The organism is Vreelandella profundi, assembly GCF_019722725.1.
In the GTDB taxonomy this organism is placed as follows: Bacteria; Pseudomonadota; Gammaproteobacteria; order Pseudomonadales; family Halomonadaceae; genus Vreelandella; species Vreelandella profundi.
In genome coordinates this window covers 3,314,394-3,331,442 of record NZ_CP077941.1, presented here as the reverse complement: position 1 = coordinate 3,331,442, position 17,049 = coordinate 3,314,394, and the positions used below count along the sequence as shown (strand labels likewise).

14 protein-coding genes and 2 pseudogenes are annotated in these 17,049 nt (G+C 52.8%); 10 read left to right on the top strand and 6 right to left on the bottom strand.

What is annotated here, in order from left to right; translation table 11 throughout:
* Nucleotides 1–511: 511 nt before the first annotated feature.
* Nucleotides 512–625 (bottom strand): annotated as a pseudogene (locus tag KUO20_RS16845) (hypothetical protein); the annotation flags it as partial.
* A gap of 178 nt (nt 626–803) precedes the next feature.
* A complete protein-coding gene (locus tag KUO20_RS15240; protein ID WP_235040674.1) occupies nt 804–1,037 on the bottom strand; it encodes an MbcA/ParS/Xre antitoxin family protein in 234 nt (77 codons plus the stop codon).
* Between the two features lie 564 nt (nt 1,038–1,601).
* Between KUO20_RS15240 and KUO20_RS15235 the strand changes: the two genes are divergently transcribed.
* The 7 genes and pseudogenes from KUO20_RS15235 (at nt 1,602) to KUO20_RS15205 (ending at nt 6,792) form a co-directional block, all read left to right on the top strand.
* Complete coding sequence (locus tag KUO20_RS15235; protein ID WP_022523788.1) at nt 1,602–2,024, top strand: hotdog fold thioesterase; 423 nt, start codon at nt 1,602–1,604, stop codon at nt 2,022–2,024.
* A gap of 755 nt (nt 2,025–2,779) precedes the next feature.
* A complete protein-coding gene (locus KUO20_RS15230; RefSeq protein WP_235040673.1) occupies nt 2,780–3,262 on the top strand; it encodes a hypothetical protein in 483 nt (160 codons plus the stop codon).
* A 69-nt stretch (nt 3,263–3,331) separates the two neighbouring features.
* Nucleotides 3,332–3,844 (top strand): annotated as a pseudogene (locus KUO20_RS15225) (molybdopterin cofactor-binding domain-containing protein); the annotation flags it as partial.
* 938 nt (nt 3,845–4,782) lie between these two features.
* Nucleotides 4,783–5,046 carry a transposase gene (locus KUO20_RS15220; protein WP_078087611.1) on the top strand — a complete coding sequence of 88 codons (264 nt, stop codon included), beginning with the start codon at nt 4,783–4,785 and terminating at the stop codon, nt 5,044–5,046.
* Nucleotides 4,974–5,903: an IS3 family transposase gene (locus tag KUO20_RS15215; protein WP_235042500.1), complete on the top strand. Its 930-nt coding sequence runs from the start codon at nt 4,974–4,976 to the stop codon at nt 5,901–5,903. Before KUO20_RS15220 ends, KUO20_RS15215 begins: the two co-directional genes overlap by 73 nt.
* A gap of 185 nt (nt 5,904–6,088) precedes the next feature.
* The gene (locus KUO20_RS15210) at nt 6,089–6,583 is read left to right on the top strand and encodes a hypothetical protein (RefSeq protein ID WP_235040672.1); all 495 of its coding nucleotides are present in this window, start codon (nt 6,089–6,091) and stop codon (nt 6,581–6,583) included.
* Nucleotides 6,580–6,792 (top strand): hypothetical protein, encoded by a 213-nt coding sequence (locus tag KUO20_RS15205; protein WP_235040671.1) that lies wholly within the window; start codon nt 6,580–6,582, stop codon nt 6,790–6,792. The genes KUO20_RS15210 and KUO20_RS15205 overlap by 4 nt, the downstream gene beginning before the upstream one ends.
* A gap of 207 nt (nt 6,793–6,999) precedes the next feature.
* Here KUO20_RS15205 and KUO20_RS15200 read toward each other — a convergent pair whose 3' ends face one another.
* Nucleotides 7,000–8,622, bottom strand: a complete 1,623-nt coding sequence (locus KUO20_RS15200) for a BCCT family transporter (protein ID WP_235040670.1) — start codon at nt 8,620–8,622, stop codon at nt 7,000–7,002.
* Between the two features lie 284 nt (nt 8,623–8,906).
* Entirely contained in the window at nt 8,907–10,214 is a 1,308-nt protein-coding gene (locus KUO20_RS15195; RefSeq protein ID WP_235040669.1) for an ATP-grasp domain-containing protein, read from the bottom strand.
* A gap of 698 nt (nt 10,215–10,912) precedes the next feature.
* Between KUO20_RS15195 and ovoA the strand changes: the two genes are divergently transcribed.
* The gene (ovoA, locus tag KUO20_RS15190) at nt 10,913–13,060 is read left to right on the top strand and encodes a 5-histidylcysteine sulfoxide synthase (RefSeq protein WP_235040668.1); all 2,148 of its coding nucleotides are present in this window, start codon (nt 10,913–10,915) and stop codon (nt 13,058–13,060) included.
* 98 nt (nt 13,061–13,158) lie between these two features.
* Here the strand turns inward: ovoA and KUO20_RS16860 are convergent, their stop codons facing one another.
* Both KUO20_RS16860 and KUO20_RS15185 read right to left on the bottom strand, forming a co-directional pair.
* Complete coding sequence (locus KUO20_RS16860; protein ID WP_479715083.1) at nt 13,159–13,206, bottom strand: hypothetical protein; 48 nt, start codon at nt 13,204–13,206, stop codon at nt 13,159–13,161.
* Between the two features lie 219 nt (nt 13,207–13,425).
* Nucleotides 13,426–14,700 (bottom strand): O-acetylhomoserine aminocarboxypropyltransferase/cysteine synthase family protein, encoded by a 1,275-nt coding sequence (locus KUO20_RS15185; RefSeq protein WP_235040667.1) that lies wholly within the window; start codon nt 14,698–14,700, stop codon nt 13,426–13,428.
* Between the two features lie 236 nt (nt 14,701–14,936).
* Between KUO20_RS15185 and KUO20_RS15180 the strand changes: the two genes are divergently transcribed.
* Together KUO20_RS15180 and KUO20_RS15175 are read left to right on the top strand one after the other, a co-directional pair.
* Entirely contained in the window at nt 14,937–15,746 is an 810-nt protein-coding gene (locus tag KUO20_RS15180; protein WP_235040666.1) for an IclR family transcriptional regulator, read from the top strand.
* Nucleotides 15,747–15,752: 6 nt separating this feature from the next.
* Entirely contained in the window at nt 15,753–17,042 is a 1,290-nt protein-coding gene (locus tag KUO20_RS15175; RefSeq protein WP_235040665.1) for an NAD(P)/FAD-dependent oxidoreductase, read from the top strand.
* Nucleotides 17,043–17,049: the final 7 nt, after the last annotated feature.

The following is a 17,049-nucleotide window of genomic DNA, read 5'->3' as shown; positions in this document are numbered from 1 at the left end:
CAATTACCCGGCGCGACGCTTTGCCCGGAAATATGCATTCATGCCTTAGAGTCTGGTTATTTGCCCTGGAGTCTTATAGTACGGTGAGTGTAGTGGCCTTCCTCAGCAATAGTCAGTCTCAATACTGAGTCTAGGAGCTATTCAACTAATACGCTAATGCAAGGCATTTTCCCTAATCCATTATGGCCGCATCAAAGAAGCGACTCATACGTGTCGGCGCATCTGGGCAAGCGTCCCAGATGCTGGCTATGGTCAGCGGGAGCTGGCGACAGATGAGCTGCTGAGTGTTTATGAAGCGGCTGGCGGTATTTCCATCGACTAACTGACGAAGCCCGCCCGAGAGGTGCGCTATGAACCCAAGACGAAAAGAGAAACGCCCTATGAGTGGCAGGGACCCCAACTTCTGGCATGGGCTGCTGGATTTTTTTGCCCATCACTTTGGTGGCCATGCTTACGTTCACGATGGGCTTTATTCGTGGTGTTCACCGAGGGCGGTAGCCTGAAGAAGTCATTACTTGGCGCGGTGATGTGCATGATTTTGGCAACGCCGCCGGGGATTCGAGGTGTAGTTCCCCATTTCGAGCATGACGGTCGCAGCTAACAGGCCGAAATACAGTAAAGAATGGCCGGTTTTGTTCCAGCGTCCACCGTCTCGGCAGCTTCCGCCCTGGCCAGAAAGGGTGGTCGAATAGCGTACTTAGGTGATTCGATATAACTTGACTCGGGTATCCTTAGTGTTGGTAAGTGCTAAGGGCATTTATGTGGCTTTGCGAGATGATTGCCTCCCCGCATCCAAAATATTATTAGCTGAACTCCCCGAGCTCAATCTTGCCCAGTACATCCCTCACCATTTCGCGGCCAGCGAAGGTCTCGAAAATATCGATGGGCTGAGACCCATTCAGCGCTCGAACCTCGCTGTGAAGCCACTCCTGGGCGCTATCACGATCACCTAAGACCTTTCCGGCTTCGACATATAGCTTCAGTGTATCCAGCACTTCCTCGCTCTGAGCACGGCCCAGGGCCTTACGCTTGTACAAGCGATGCAGGTTTCCTTTTTTGACAGGACTCGACCATAGAGAGGGTAATGCAAACATGGTTACGGATATTAATAGAGGCTTACTGAAAAGATCATTTGGCACTTCCAGCCTTCCGGGTAGGCTCCGTATGAATAATCCGCCGGGGCTGAATAGGCGCTCGTACAGCTGCGAGGTGAAGTCCATGTTGACCGCATGGGAAGGACTTGGTTCGACGACGCTTTGGCGATACCAGTCCGGCGGCAACGCTCCCGTGAGGAATCGCTATACCTTTGGGTGCTCCTCACTAATAAGAAGGTTTCGATAGCGAAAGCGCCTGAATATTGCTCCTTCGGCTCTACATCCTCGCAAGCATGCCGCTTAATAAGAGGGCTGCTCGACTTCACTAATAAGCCAAACTGGCTTAAGTTAATGGGGCTTGAACATGTATGGGCTGATAGCCGGCTAGGGAGGAGCTGTTGTTCAACGGTTCAGGAAAGACGTAGATTCTTTCTAATAGTATAGCAACGCTTGTATCTGCGGTTTTTTATTAATCGTGTGATTGGTTATCATAACAGGGTATGAATTATGATTTGGCAAAAACAGATAACTCTTGATGAGCTTGGCTTGAGTGCAAAGGAGACCCTAATAAGTCATCTCGGAATTGAGTTCACTAAAATTGGGGATGATTCTCTTAGTGGAAGGATGCCAGTAGATGCAAGAACCATTCAGCCTGCCGGCATACTGCATGGTGGTGCATCGGTAGTACTTGCTGAAACCCTAGGTAGTATAGCTGCTAACTTCTGTCTGAAAGACTGCAGCAAGATCGCCGTTGGCCAGGAGATTAATGCGAACCATGTGAGGCCAATGCAGTCTGGCTGGGTCTATGGAACAGCGAGGCCGCTACATATCGGCGGATCTACTCAGATATGGGAAATACATATCAAAAATAACGATGAAAGGTTGGTTTGCGTTTCTAGGTTGACCATGGCCGTTATCAATAAATGGTAAACGCATGTTCCGTTGGCCATCCTACTGTCGAGGGTCAACATGCATGACAGTTTGCTTTTGATGGCTCTGCTCGATGCTCGATAGTGTTCAGCAGTTTCATGGGGCCGACCAGAGCGTTCTCGCTGCCGCCGGTCATATCAGGCTCGCGGCATCCAGCCTCGCATCGCTCGCCGGGGCATAGAGGGTGATCAACGACTCGGACGCCATCGCTGGCTTGTCGAGAGAACCTTTGTCTGGCTAGGTTGAGTGAGACGATGGCGATACTCTATCAGCGTCGTGTTGATATTCATTATGCCTTACGCTGCTGGGATGCTCGCTGTTCTGTCTGAACAAGCTTCGAGGCAGGTTTTGAAAAGCATTGTTAACCCGACTCAGTAAGAATCAGGCATCGATGCAAGCGAAGACGATATGCTTAGCTTTCATCTGGAAATGTCATATTTTTCAGCGGTTCGCACCCTAGGTGTGAAACAGTTTCCAAAACTATCTTAGCAACCCTCGACAGCCTTCTTCGATTCGCACGCCTGCCAGACGGCAGTGCTCGCTGAGCGCAGTGAAGGTCAATTGCCTTCTATTAATGTGTTGAACCACCCTGTCGCGGCGCGTTGTGTCTGGGGGCTATTGCACGGATCAGACTCTCGGGAAAATCTCAGTACAATTCGGGAGGTTCTCATTTTGTGAGGCAAGGCTTCCCCACGTGTGCTCCTTAGACTCCCTTACAGGTGGTCGGCCTTCATGACGCCACCAAGGAGGAGAGCATGACCGCGCTTGAGCCAACCGGACTTAATAGTAAGCACAGCAACTTTATTGGCAAGAGCCAAGCTCGCGTCGAAGACGAAGCCCTGCTGAGGGGGCTTGGACGCTATGGTGGTGATCTCGCTACACCTCCGGGTACCTTGCATGCTGCAGTGTTGCGCTCACCGCATGCCCATGCACGGCTTACTTCGGTCAACCTACCCCAAGCTCTAGACATGCCTGGTGTGCACGGCGTGTTGAAAGGGGAATATGTCAAGCGCTGGGAGGCTCCATTTGCTGTTGGTGTACGTCAGCCCATGGAGCATTGGTGTGTGGCGGTCGATAAAGTGCGCTACGTCGGTGAACCTGTCGCTGTCGTGATTGCCGAGAGTCGCTACTTTGCCGAAGATGCATTGGATGCTGTCCGTGTCGATTATGAAATATTGCTCGTCGTGATCGATCCAGAAGACGCGCTTGGGGAAGCTGCAGCTGTCCTTCATGATTAAACTAGGGGAAATGTCGTAAATGATCGACATTTTAGCTATGGCAATCCTGAGAAGGCCTTTGAAGAGGCTGTTCGCCGCGTATCGCTCAAGGTTCAGTATCCCTGTAGTTCTTGCATGCCGATCGAATGTTACGTCGTACTCGCCCAGTTTTATCCAGCCTCTTCCACCAATGACGTTACCTCTAACTTCCAAGGGCCATTCGCGCTGCATTCGGTGATGGCGCGTGCATTGAAAGTTTCATCTAACTGCTTACGCTTGCGTACACCACCGGACTCCGGTGGCAGTTTTGGCATCAAGCAGGGGGTTTTCACTTATGTGGTAATGATGGGACTGGCTGCGCGCAAGGTTGGCGCTCCGGTCAAATGGGTTGAAGGTCGTCTAGAGCATCTACAAGGCGCGTCGCCAGGCACCAACCGTGTCATCAACATCGAGGCAGCGGTTACCAAATATGGGAGAGTAACTGCTCTCAGGTTCGATCATGCTGGTGTATTTTTACTTCGCCGTAATAGGTATGTCGTTGTTAAAAGAAGGTTTGATTTTGGTATTGTCAATTGCGCTAAACATGGAGCGTTTGGTCAATAAAAGTTAATAGTGCTTCTGGCACTTACCCCGTCCAATGTTACACATTGGGCGGGGAGCACTTTAGGTGCCTAATTGAAGTGCTGGACTTTCTTAATGGCAAAGCATTAAGAAAGTCCAGCCGCCAACCATTAAGTAGTGTTGCACTTAGAATGCATCCACCCACTAGCATAGTCTTGTCGCATTCATTGATCGGGATAACAGCGTGTTGGCTAAAAGAGTCGGTGGCTTCCGAAAAAATACCTAAAATTCTCCAGGGATATTGATCCGCTAATCTAGTGAAAAACCGAGGTGCTCACGCTCGATATGCAGCTGTTCACTAATACGAATATCTTTCGCTTCTCGACTTTGTATCACACCATTCCATAGCTTAATTGGATAATGGGGTATATTTTCTGCTAACCCCTCTTATCGTGGTTATATATTCCCACGACTCAACTCTTGGTGGCCTTCGAACAGGCAGAGCAGAATATCCAGCATCAAGTACTTACAGGTACGCCTTGGGTACGAAAGAAAGTTGCACTTACCTTGGTTGATAAGGCACTCACTATTGGGAAACTTTTTGTCTTAGTAATCGCATTCACGGGTGTCAGAAAGTCTGAATCTCAATTGAGAGTTCACGGTGATAAGTGGATGACATATCCTCCGATGATTAGCCTGTACGGGCATTTTGGAATTTTATCGTGATGCTAAACTGGGAAAGCGAGTGCAATCGCCAAAGGTAATCATAATAGGATGTGAAGCACAGGTAAGGCACTGCCGCCAAAGGTCAAAATGGTCCGAAAACCGGACATGTTAAAATCACGCTATGTGTCCACCTTGATGGTGATGATGGGCAATGGTCGGTGTGAATCGGGATAAAGTGGGAAGAGCTCGACGTCCCCCCCTGATTGAGTAGCGCTACACTTTAGAGTCCGATCCTATGCGTAAGGAGATTGGACATGAAGAAGCGTTTCAGCGAAGAACAGATCATTGGTTTCCTGGGCGAAGCCGAAGCGGGACTGCCCATCAAGGAGCTGTGCCGTCGGCACGGTTTCTCAGAAGCCAGCTATTATCTTTGGCGCAGCAAGTTCGGCGGAATGAGCGTACCGGACGCCAAGCGACTCAAAGAACTCGAAACCGAAAATACGCGATTAAAGAAGCTACTCGCCGAATCGCTACTGGAGATGGAGGTCACTCGCGAGGCGCTGAGAAAAAAGTGGTGAGCGCGCCTGCACGCCGCGAGATGGTGCGCTTCATGGTCTCGCGTGGCCTGAGTGAGCGCCGTGCGCTCTGTGTCATCTGTATGAGTGCCAGCGCGTTGCGCTATCAAGCGGCCCCTGATCGCAATGAGGCACTGCGTGAACGCATTGTTAGCTTGGCCCATCGGCATCGTCGTTATGGCGCTGGCATGATCTATCTGAAGCTGCGTCAAGCCGGTGAACGGGTCAATCATAAGCGCGTCGAGCGCCTCTATGCCGCGGCTCGATTGCAGATAAAACGGCGCAAGCGCAAGAAGGTTCCCATGTCTGAGCGTAAGCCACTGAGCCGCCCTAATGCTGCCAATCAGGTCTGGTCAATGGATTTTGTGTTTGACCGTACAGCGGAAGGCCGCGTCATTAAGAACCTCACCGTTGTCGACGACGCTACGCATGAAGCCGTGGCTATCGTGCCTGAACGTGCCATTGGTGGTCTGTTTTTAACACGGATGCTGGATCATCTGGCTTTACAACGCGGCCTACCTAGCGCCATTCGTACGGACAATGGAAAGGAATTCTGTGGGCGGGCCATGCTGTTATGGGCGCATCTACGTGGCGTTGCACTGTTTTTAATCGAACCTGGACAACCCAATCAAAACGCCTACATCGAATCGTTTAACGGGCGTTTTCGGGATGAATGTCTCAACGAGCACTGGTTCACCAGCCTACATCACGCCAGGGTCGTCATCGAGGCGTGGCGACGGGAATACAACGAGGAGCGGCCGAAGAAAGGACTTGGAGGGTTAACGCCTTCCGCCTATGCAGAGCAACTGGCGTTAAAAAACGATAAAGTAACTTCAGACTCTAAACCCGGATGCTACTGAGAATGGGGTGACGTCGCCCTGCTTGTTAAGTTGATGGAAATGTTGCTGTTCTTTAAAGTCCGAGTCACGTAGCTTGGTGATCCGGCATAAGCGACCAAACTCTGTGTTCTCTAGGCTGATCACTCCGCCGCTCAGAAGAGGAAAGCCTAGTCATCTTCGTCCGCGCTTTCTTCGAAGATAATGTGGTGGCTCAGTCTATCGACTACGCTTCTTGGATAGTGACGCTAGCCGACTATCAGCTGATCGATATTTACCAGCAATTCGCTGAACGCTATTCACGCACTCATGACACATTAGGTGAAGCTTTAGAGGCCAAGTTCGGTCTCTCGCTAGACGGTGTCACGCTCAATGAAAGTCATCAGATGGTGGTGGCTGCCACGCAGCTAGATGCCAGTAGCGAGCGGATTATCAACTATCTGAATGAGTATGCTCAGCTATCGATTAATGCCATGTTCTTTAGCGCGTTTGAGGATAACGGCAACCGCTACCTCAGCCGCGCTTGGATGATCGACCCCGACGAGCCGACTAAACCGGTAGCAAGAAAAACCAATAAAGAGCCCTGGAACGGAGGATTCTACGCGTCATTTGGCGATGATAGGCCGTGGGAGCTAGCACGGCGTGGTATTCCAAAACTCTTGCAATGCTTTCAGAAGGCGACCGTGTATGGGTCAACAGTATGAAAACGGGCTATGTCGGTGTCGGCGAGGTTATTGGTGAGCGCTGCCGTGCCGCAGAGTATCACTTTGAAACTGAGAGCGGCGCCAAAACGTTGCTAGAACTTGCTTCGGCGAGCGAGTATCCACCTCTTTATCGAGTGCTTGATGGCGAAGAGGAGAGCGCCGAGTACTTGGTGCCAGTATACCGAAGGGCGCAGCCAAGCATTCAGTGAAGTGGGTTTATTCGGCAACCAGAACACGGTCTGTAAACCCACCGCTCCTAAATGGTCGCATGCGGTGACTCGTCTAAGACAGGCATGGGATTTAAATAGCAGGAAAAGTTAGCAGCGCTGTAACGCGCTGTTTCATTATCGTGGATTGTGTCTGTCCATGGGAATGCAGGGGCCTGCGATTGCCCACAGGCCCCTGTTATGTGCCTCCTAATCTTGCGGCTTCAACTCTTCCCGCTTGGGCGGTGCGCCTACCCGTACTTCGCTGAGATCCTCCTGAGAGAGGCCGCGATACAGCGAGAACATCATGATAAATACTAGAATAAACATCGGTAGGCCGACAACGGTAATAACCTGCTGCAGTGCTGTCAGCCCGGCATCGCCGGCCAGTACGATCAGCATGGCAGCCAGCATGCCTTCCGAGACACCCCAGAAAACGCGCTGATGCCAGGGGCCTGGGTCTGGACTGCCGGTACATAGCATATCGACGACGAGAGAGGCGGAGTCTGATGAGGTGGCAAAGAAGATCGCGACGATCACCACTGCTAAGCCTTTAATCAATGTCGCGGCCGGGAAGTTATCAAAAAACGCGAACATGGCGAGCGGAATGCTTTCGGCGACGGCTGCTGACAAGATACCGGCTTGATCGCCTAATGCTGCCCGGGCCTCGGGTCCAATACCGTCAATCTCCATCGCCGACCAGCCGAAGATTGCAAACCAGATCAGCGTGAAGATGGAAGGGGCGAACAGCACGCCGAGAACGAACTCGCGGATCGTCCGCCCGCGAGAAATCCGCGCCACGAAGATGCCGATAAACGGTGACCAGGTGACTGTCCAGGCCCAGTAGAAGACCGTCCAGCTGCCTTGCCAGCCCCAGGCGCCGCCTTCGCTGGAATACCGTGCCAGCGTGTCATTCCAGAACGCCATGGGCAGCAGGTTGGTTATGTAGAGACCAAAGGTTTCGACCACGGCACGCAAAAGAAAAACGGTCGATCCAGTAAAAAGCACAAACAGCAACAGACCAACGGCCATGCCGATATTGATATTGGAGAGCAGTTTCACGCCAGAATCCAGCCCCGCCACGATTGAGCCCACGGCCACGGTGGTGAGCACAGCGATGATCAGCACCTTGGTTATCACGGCATCCGGAACACCCCACAGCTCCGTTAGCCCCGCATTGATTTGTTGGGTGCCCAGGCCGATAGAGACGGCTACGCCAAAGAGCGTGCCGAGAATGGCAAAGATATCGAGAGATTTGCCAATAGGGCCGTAAATACGCTCACCTAAAAAAGGATAGAAGACCGAGCTGAAACGCATTGGCAGGTTGTAGCGATAGATAAAGTATGCGAACGCTAGCCCCGGCATGGCGAAAATCGCCCAGGTATGTAGTCCCAGGTGATAAATCGAAAAGCTCATGGCATCGGCGGCGGCTGTCGCTGAGAAGGGTTCGACACCCGTGCGCGGAGGTGTTGCGAAGTGGGAAATCGGCTCGGCTACGCCCCAGAACATCAGCACCGTGCCGATACCGCCAGCGAACAGCATGGCGAACCAGGAAGCGTTGGTATAGGCAGGCTTCGCATCATTGCCGCCTAGGCGGATCGCACCGTAACGGCTGAAAGCCACCCACAGCAGAAACGCCACCCAGGTTGTTACCCCTAAAATAAAGAACCAGCCAAGATTAGTAACGATCCATTCACGCCCGGCGCCGAAGGCTGCTCCTATGGGGTCAGGCGCAATCAACAGCGCCACTAAAAACAGGATCATGATCCCGGCCGATGTGAAAAATATGGTGGAATCTGTCTTAAGGCCCAGCTTTCGCGCCAGTGCATCCATTGTTGTAGCTCCCTGTGTCTTTACGACTGTCTTTATAACTGTCTTTATAGCTGTCTTTATAGCTATCTTTGCGACTCTGTTTTGCAGCCCTGTTTTCAAAACCGGCCTTTCAAACTCGCCCTTAAAACCTCGCCCTTAAAACAACGTAGGAGTTATAGGGCGATTACGCCATGCTGGCAAAAAAATACGCGCTATCAGCATCGCTTTCTGATGCTAATAGCGCGTCCATAGAGGCGCGTGCTGTTTCAACGGGCCAGCTTCAGCGACCTCGCTTCAACGACTCTCTACACGTAGAAGTCGAGGTCCTCTTGCGCTTTTAGCAGATCGCGCATCTTGATGGGGTCGTCACCAAAGAAGAAGACTAAGCCCCAGTGCGTGCCGAAAGCAGCCCGGTCAGGCACCGTCTCTTCCGTCGGCGCGACCAGCTCATGTGACTCGAAATAGGGGTGATCAACGCACTCTGTAGGCATTTCCAGTTTGCTGACAACGCGACGGCGCGGATAGACACCAAAGCAGCCTGCGTAACCCTTCGCATCGACCACTTCTTTGGGGAAGAAGGCCGCTACTTCCTCTTTAGTGCTTTTCGGATCGAACACTAGCATGGATGCCTGATAGGCATTGAAGCCGTAGGCTTTTTCGATCAGTTCAAACGCTTTAAACCCGGGTGGGCGATAGGCCACCTCGCCAAAGTACATCTCACCATCAGCGGTGACGAAGTACTCGGGGTGAATCAAGCCAAACTTGATATCAAACGTTTTAATCAACAGCTCGATCTGTTTGGTGATCGCATTACGCCAGCTTTCAAGTTCTGCCGTTGCCGGTACGAATACCGAATAACCCAACGTTACGTATTCGGAAATGTTCAGGAACTGGATTTTACCATCATGAATCCAGGCCTCAACGGCGAACTCCCAACCATCCAGATGGCTTTCCATCAGTAAGGGATATTCTTCGTCCGGAATGTTGTCGATTTCTTCGAGCGTGCGGATCATTCGGTGACCGAGACAGCCGGCTTTGTCGAACGCCTTCACGTGAATCGGGTCGTTCGGGTCGCCATCAAGTTTGAGCAGCGTTTGGTTAACGCGCTTCATAAAGCGAACGATGTCTTCTTTCTCGTGCGCCTCTTCGAAGATACCCACACGGATACCACCAAGCTGCGCGCGACGCTTCATCAAGGCCTTGTCACGGAACAGAATGGATTGACCAAACATGCGAGGGCTGTCGAGGAGAACCGAGTTGATGGCACCGGACCACTCAACGGTTTCTTCAAACAGCGGAATGGCGATATCGACGCCTTCTTCCTTCAACCTCACGGCGATTTCCATGGACCGATCATTCAACCGGATAAAATCCCAAGGGATAAATGGGATGTTATTGGCGGTACAAAAATCCGCAGCCCACTCCGGAGCAATCACGATATAACGGCGGTCAAATTTTTGCGCCGCTTTGATAGCATTAATGCTCCAGCCAAGCAGGGCGATATAGCCTTTATTGGGATCTTTAGGCGTCTCTGTACCTTTAACCGAGTCCATTTCTGGATCAAGCCAGGCCGCTACTGATTCGGGCAAGTGCTTTTCTGATGTTATCGACATTCAATGTCCTCCTTGCTGGCTGACTCAGACTGCCTGCGCGGCGGTTGGAGCGCACCAAGTGGGCGCAGTCGCAGTCAGTGGTGTTCAGAAGCGAGTGAGTAAGCCAGCATTAGAAAAGTTTTAGCGCACCCGTTGTAACAAAGTTAGTTGAGATCGTTACAGTTAGCAATTAGGTTGTAGAGTACCTGTGAAATTAATGTAGAGGTTTTCTTGCCATTGAGGTGCGGATCATTGTCTAAAGTGGACAGCCTTATATACGTCGTTTCGTGACGCTTTGGAACCCTTTGCTGCTCTGCAATTGTACCCTATTCCGTTAGAAAAATACTTCCTTATCAGGCTGTTGCTACGCCCGTGCGGGCACTCATCTTTCCCCTTGCCTACTGGTTGCCAGAGTATCGAATCACTTTTTTAGTGGCCTGCTATAGAGGTGTCTTTTGATGCGTGGAAAGTTTTGTACAACCAAAGGTAGATTTTGTACGAGTTTTTGGTTTTTAATGTCTTACTATGTTTACCTCTACACTTAACGTCAGTTGCTGCAGCGGAGACACGACGATTACCAAGAGTGTGGTGGCTATCGGCATGTGTACGTGTCGCAAAATGCGAATAGCTTCCGTTCAAATCCCACGCTGGACACTCGCTTCAGTGAACAGCTCCGTCATGCATCCCATCGTCGTTTACCGATAAAGGCGCCCCAAAATATGTCCTCAACACGTTCCCCCATTGGGCGGCAAGCATCGACGTCGTCCGATTTATTTCCCCGTACTGTCATGCTCGCAGGTAATGACCCGGAAGCAACGCGCCGCAACATCGAGGCCTGCTTCACTGCCACCTTCGATCGATACGAGTCATTGTTTACAACGCTTGCCAGCGAAGAAGCTTACCTGCGTAAGTCGATCTCCCTTCGGCATCCGCTGATGTTCTACCTCGGGCATACCGCGACGTTCTTCGTTAATAAGCTGGTGCTGGCTAAGCTCTTGCCCGCTCGGATAGACGCGAATATGGAGTCTATTTTTGCGATTGGCGTTGATGAGATGAGCTGGGACGACCTGAATGACGCTCACTATCAGTGGCCGTCGGTCAGTGAGGTGATGGATTACCGCGCCAAGGTTCGCGCCGCAGTGCTCGCTTTGATTCGTGAGTTGCCGATGTCGCTGCCTATTGGTTGGGATAGTCCTTTCTGGCCTATCGTCATGGGTATCGAGCACGAGCGTATCCACCTTGAAACGTCTTCGGTATTGATTCGTCAGCAGTCAATCGACCTGGTGTCACCACAGCCTGAGTGGGCGCCTATTCGCACCACCGGTGAGCCGCCAGAGAACACTTTGATCACGGTGCCTCAAGGCGAGGTGGCGCTAGGCAAGTCGTTTGACGACCCGTGGTACGGCTGGGATAACGAGTACGGTCATCACCGTGCCGACGTTGAAGAGTTTAAAGCGAGCCAGTTCCTGGTCAGTAACAACGAGTTTCTGGAGTTTGTCGAAGCCGGCGGTTATTTGTCCGACGCCTTCTGGTCGGAGGAGGGATTGGGCTGGCGCAATTTTGCCAAGGCGAGCCATCCCACTTTCTGGGTGTGGAAAAACGAATGGCATCTGCGCTTGATGGCCGAAGAAGTGGCAATGCCTTGGGACTGGCCGGTAGAGGTCAACTTCCACGAGGCCAAAGCCTTTTGTCATTGGAAAAGCGAACAGACGGGCCAGACCGTGCGTATGCCCACGGAAGATGAGTGGCATCGTTTGGCGGATGAAGCGGGTGTGTCCGAGCTGGAAAATGACGCGGCTGCCAATGCCAATCTGCATTTGGATCACGGCGCTTCTTCGTGCTCTGTGACGCGCTTCCAGCATGGCCAGTGGTTCGATGTGGTGGGCAATGTGTGGCAGTGGGTGGAAACGCCCACCTACCCGTTCCCAGGCTTTGATGTGCACCCGCTGTACGATGATTTCACCACGCCGACGTTCGACAACCAGCATAATCTGATCAAGGGCGGCTCCTGGATCTCCTGCGGTAATGAAACGCGGCTTAGCGCTCGCTATGCGTTTCGGCGGCATTTCTTCCAGCATGCGGGCTTTCGCTATGTGGTGTCAGATGCGGAAGTCACGCTACCCAGCGCTTATTACGAAAGTGATGCGCGTATGGCGGAGTACGCAGAATTCCATTACGGCGAAGAGTGGTTTGGCGTTGCCAACTTTCCGCAGGCACTGGCAAACAGGTCATTAGCCAGTATGGATGGCCGACCCAAGAAACGCGCGTTGGACCTAGGATGCGCCAGCGGGCGCTGCAGCTTCGAGCTGGCCCGTGAGTTTGAGCAGGTGGATGGCGTGGACTTTTCGGCCAACTTTATCCGCCAGGGCGTCGAAATGGCGGAGCAGAAAGTGCTGCGTTATACCCGTGCAGAAGAGGGCGAACTGGTCACCTACCAGGAACGTACGCTGGCAAGCCTAGGACTAGAAGACGTGGTCGATCGCGTCAGCTTCCACCAAGGCGATGCGTGCAACCTCAAGCCGCAGTTCAGCGGTTACGACTTGGTAGTGGCCGCTAACCTAATTGATCGGCTGTATAAGCCTGCACAGTTCCTGCAAACCGTGCACCAGCGCATCAATGCAGGTGGCATTCTCATGATCGCCTCACCCTACACGTGGCTGGAGGAATATACGCCGAAGGAGGAGTGGATCGGCGGAATCAAGAAAAACGGCGAAAATGTCAGCACCTTGAATGGCCTGAAGGAGCTGCTTGAACTTCATTTCCGGATGATTAGCGATCCCGAAAAAGTCCCCTTTGTGATTAGAGAGACAATGCATAAATACCAGCACAGCCTCTCGGAAGTCACGCTGTGGGAGCGTCGTTCCTAACGAGGCTTTCATCACTCGGCGTGCACATTAAGTGCTCAATGGCCCGGTTAATCGATACGTGTTCGGTTAACTGGGCCTTTATGGTGTTGACAGGCCTATTAGAAGATCAGCATTAGAAGGCCAATAACAACTATCAGGCCGATCATAAAGATGATACCGACGGTGCTAGCTAAAAATTTCAACATGCTCTTCTCCTTGTATTTGTCGCGTTAGTTCATCCTGAGTTAACGCTGTCCATTTGTTTATGATAGAAGCCAACGTTAGTTCGCGCCAACGAATTGGGCTATGCCACATCTTTAAATAATCAGCCAATACAAGCGCACCGGAAGCGATGAGTGTAACTGCCCAGCGCGCTTGAGACATCGCTAGCCTTGGGAGGCGGCGAGCGCTTGGTCGATATCGGCCAGCAGATCGTCGATATGCTCGATGCCAATCGATAGGCGCACCATGTCCGGGGTGACGCCGGCTGCTTTTAGCTCTTGATCATCCAGCTGGCGGTGCGTGGTAGATGCCGGAATAGAGGAGCAGCTCTTAGCATCGCCAATATTGACCAGCCGCAAAATAAGCGAAAGTGCATCGTAGAAGCGCTCACCAGCGGCTTGGCCACCCTTAATGCCAAAGCTAAGAATGCCCGAAGCGTGGCCATGCATATAGCGTTGGGCTAATGCGTGATCGGGGTGGCTTTCCAGCCCTGCATAACGCACCCACGCCACCAGCGGATGGCCGTCTAGATGCTTGGCGACCGCCAGCGCATTAGCGCAGATCCGCTCAATTCGTAGTGACAGCGTTTCCAGCCCCTGCAGAAGATTCCAGGCTGCTTGGGCAGATAGTGCCGCGCCCATATTGCGCAGCGGCACAACGCGCGCGCGGGTAATGAAAGCGGCATCGCCTACATCGCGGGTATAGCTAACGCCGTGATAGGAGACATCCGGCTCGTTTAGCAGCGGGAACCGGCTGGCGTGTTCCGCCCAGGGGAAGTTGCCAGAGTCTACAATCACGCCGCCCACCGTGGTGCCGTGGCCGCCAATGTATTTGGTGGCCGAATGGACGACAATGTCCGCCCCGTGTTCAATTGGCCGGCATAAGAACGGTGATGCCGTGGTGTTATCCACAATCACCGGGACGCCGTGGCGATGCGCGGCATCCGCAAGCGCCCGTAGGTCGACGATCCCGCCAGAGGGATTGCCGATACTTTCGCAAAATACCGCTTTCGTGCGCTCATCAATCAACGCTTCGATGCCGGCAATATCGTCTTTGTCGGCAAAGCGCACCTGAATACCCTGGCGCGGTAAAGTGTGAGCAAACAGATTGTAGGTGCCACCATACAGCTCGCTAATTGAGACGATGTTGTCGCCCGCTTCTGCAATGGTTTGAATGGCGTAGGTGATCGCTGCCATTCCTGATGCTACCGCTAGGCCCGCAATACCGCCTTCCAGCGCGGCTACTCGTTGCTCTAGCACGGCGCAGGTCGGGTTCATGATGCGAGAATAAATATTGCCTTCCACTTTCAGATCAAACAGATCCGCTGCGTGCTGTGCGCTGTCAAAGGAAAACGAGGTGGTCTGATGTATCGGAACCGCAACGGCATTTTGCGAATCCGGCGCGTAACCATAATGGAGGGCGATAGTTTCAGGTTTCATAAAGGCGGCTCGTGAAAGAAAAGAGTAACCCTTATCTTAGAGAAATCGAGGCGGCTGGGCCAACGTTGTTTAGTCGGATGCCCTGCCTCAATTGAAGGCCGGATGAAGTCACTATGTATCGGCAATGGCCTGTTCGGCAGACGGCTGTCAAGATTGCTGTGTCTCATTTAGTGAGATGAAATCGTAAAGTTGTCTTGCTATGTTCTAAGCCACACCAACAAAAAATGACGCACGCCATGCCTGCACACATGCCTTCACCCGGTAGTAATACGCAACAGACTCCCTCGACGTTGGTTCATGCCATGCAGGTGCTGCAGATCACTGCACGTGGCGGGCACCGTGGTGCCAGCATCAATGATTATCTCGATGCGCTCGAATTCAGTCGTCCAACGCTTTATCGATTATTAAAAGGGCTCAAGCAGCAAGGATTTTTGCGCTCTTCTCCTGTTCGTGGGCGCTATCTATTAGGGTATGAACTGCTGGTGCTCGGCGCTCAGGCAGGCAATGGCGCCGGGCTGCGTGACCTGGTTCGGCCTAGGCTGCTGGCTTTAGCTCAGCGCTGTGGCGATAGTTTTTATCTCTTTGCGCGCGATGGTTTTAATGCTGTTTGCTTGGAAGTACAGAACGGCGCCTACCCTGTGGGCAGTTTCGTGAGCGCTACGGGCGGCCGCCTGCCGTTAGGTGTTGGGCAAGCATCTATCGCCTTGCTTGCCTATCTGGAGGCTGATGAGCGCAGCGATATACTCAGCCATAACGCCGCACGACTGCATAGCGAATATGCGATCGCCGTTGCCGATGTTGAAGCGGAAATACACTATCTACTTACCCATGGCTATGCTCACGGCGTGGAGGGATCTCTACTGCCTGAGTACAGCGGCTTGGCCATTCCTATCCTTGATCACAGCGGTCATCCTTTGGGGGCTATGAGCTGCTCGATGCTGAAATCGCGTATGACAGCTGACCACAAGGCGGACGTTCTCAAAGGCATGCAGGACGAAGTGGCCGGCATGGTTAACAAGGCACACGGCCTTTTGTATTTGGATTAAATCACCATGAAACCCCTTACACATCCTTCCCATCAGCGCCCTTGCGGCTGGAATTCATGGCTGCCTTCGCGAAAGGTACGCCCAGCGTTAAGCGGCCAGTCTGAGGCAGAGGTGGTCATCATCGGCGCGGGTTATACCGGTTTTGCGGCGGCCACTGCCTGGCAGCAAGCGCGGCCGGATGATCGCATCAAAATTCTTGAGGCTGATCGAGTCGGTGAAGGTAGCCCGGGGCGCAATTCTGGCTTCATGTTAGAAATTGCCTTAGCGAACGACGCTCAGCCCGAAGAGCTTGAACGCATGGGGCAGCTAAACGCGCTGAGCCGGCAAACGATGGCGCTGCTGCGTGAGCGTGTTGAGCGCCTAGGTATCGACTGCCAGTTAGCGCATAGCGGCACTTACCGAGCGGCCAGAAGCGTGATAGGCCAGCGTTCACTTAAACAATACGAAGACTTTCTTAACGCGGCTGGACTGTCCTATCAGACCTTAAGTGGGGGCCAGCTCGCTGAACAAATTGGTACCCATTATTACTCGCACGGCATTTATTCGCCGGACTGTTATCTGGTCCAGCCAGCCGCATTAATTACCGGCTTGGCAGATTCGTTGGAATCCGGAATAGAGCTGCACGAATATTCGCCCGCCACGCAGATTGTGCCTGACGGCAAAAAATGGCGTGTTTCTACCTCGGAAGGTGAAGTATTGGCTGGGCGAGTGATACTCGCCAATAACGCTTTTTCGAGGGCTTTTGGTGCCGACTCTTCGCGGCTAACGGCTATTTATACCTATGCCGCTATCACCGAGCCATTAGCGGGGCGGGATCGTCAGCGTATTGCGGCTACAACCTGGGGGCTGCTGCCTGCGCACCGGCTGGGTTGTACGCTGCGCACCACGGCCGACGGGCGATTGATGATTCGTTCAGGCTACAGCTATGAGCGCGAAGCCGATAACGCTCGTGTCGAAGACGGATTAAGAGCAAGCCTTGAAGCTCGCTATCCCGACATCGCTCCCGTGCACTTTGACCAGATGTGGGGAGGCACCACCGGGCTTACCTATAACGGCGCGCCATTCTGGGGTGAGATTCAGCCCAATTTGTATGTATCGGCAGGGTGTAATGGTGGCGGGATCGTCAAGGGCACCTTCCTCGGCGATGCGCTGGCGCGCAAAGCGTTAGGGCAGCCCGTTGAGGATATTGCATCGCTGTTTGGCACCGCTAGTTGGATGCCGCCTGATCCTGTACGCCGGTTAGGTTTTTATCTAACCAGCCAAGTAGAGCGCCTTAAAGCGAAATCCGAAACCTGACCCCCAA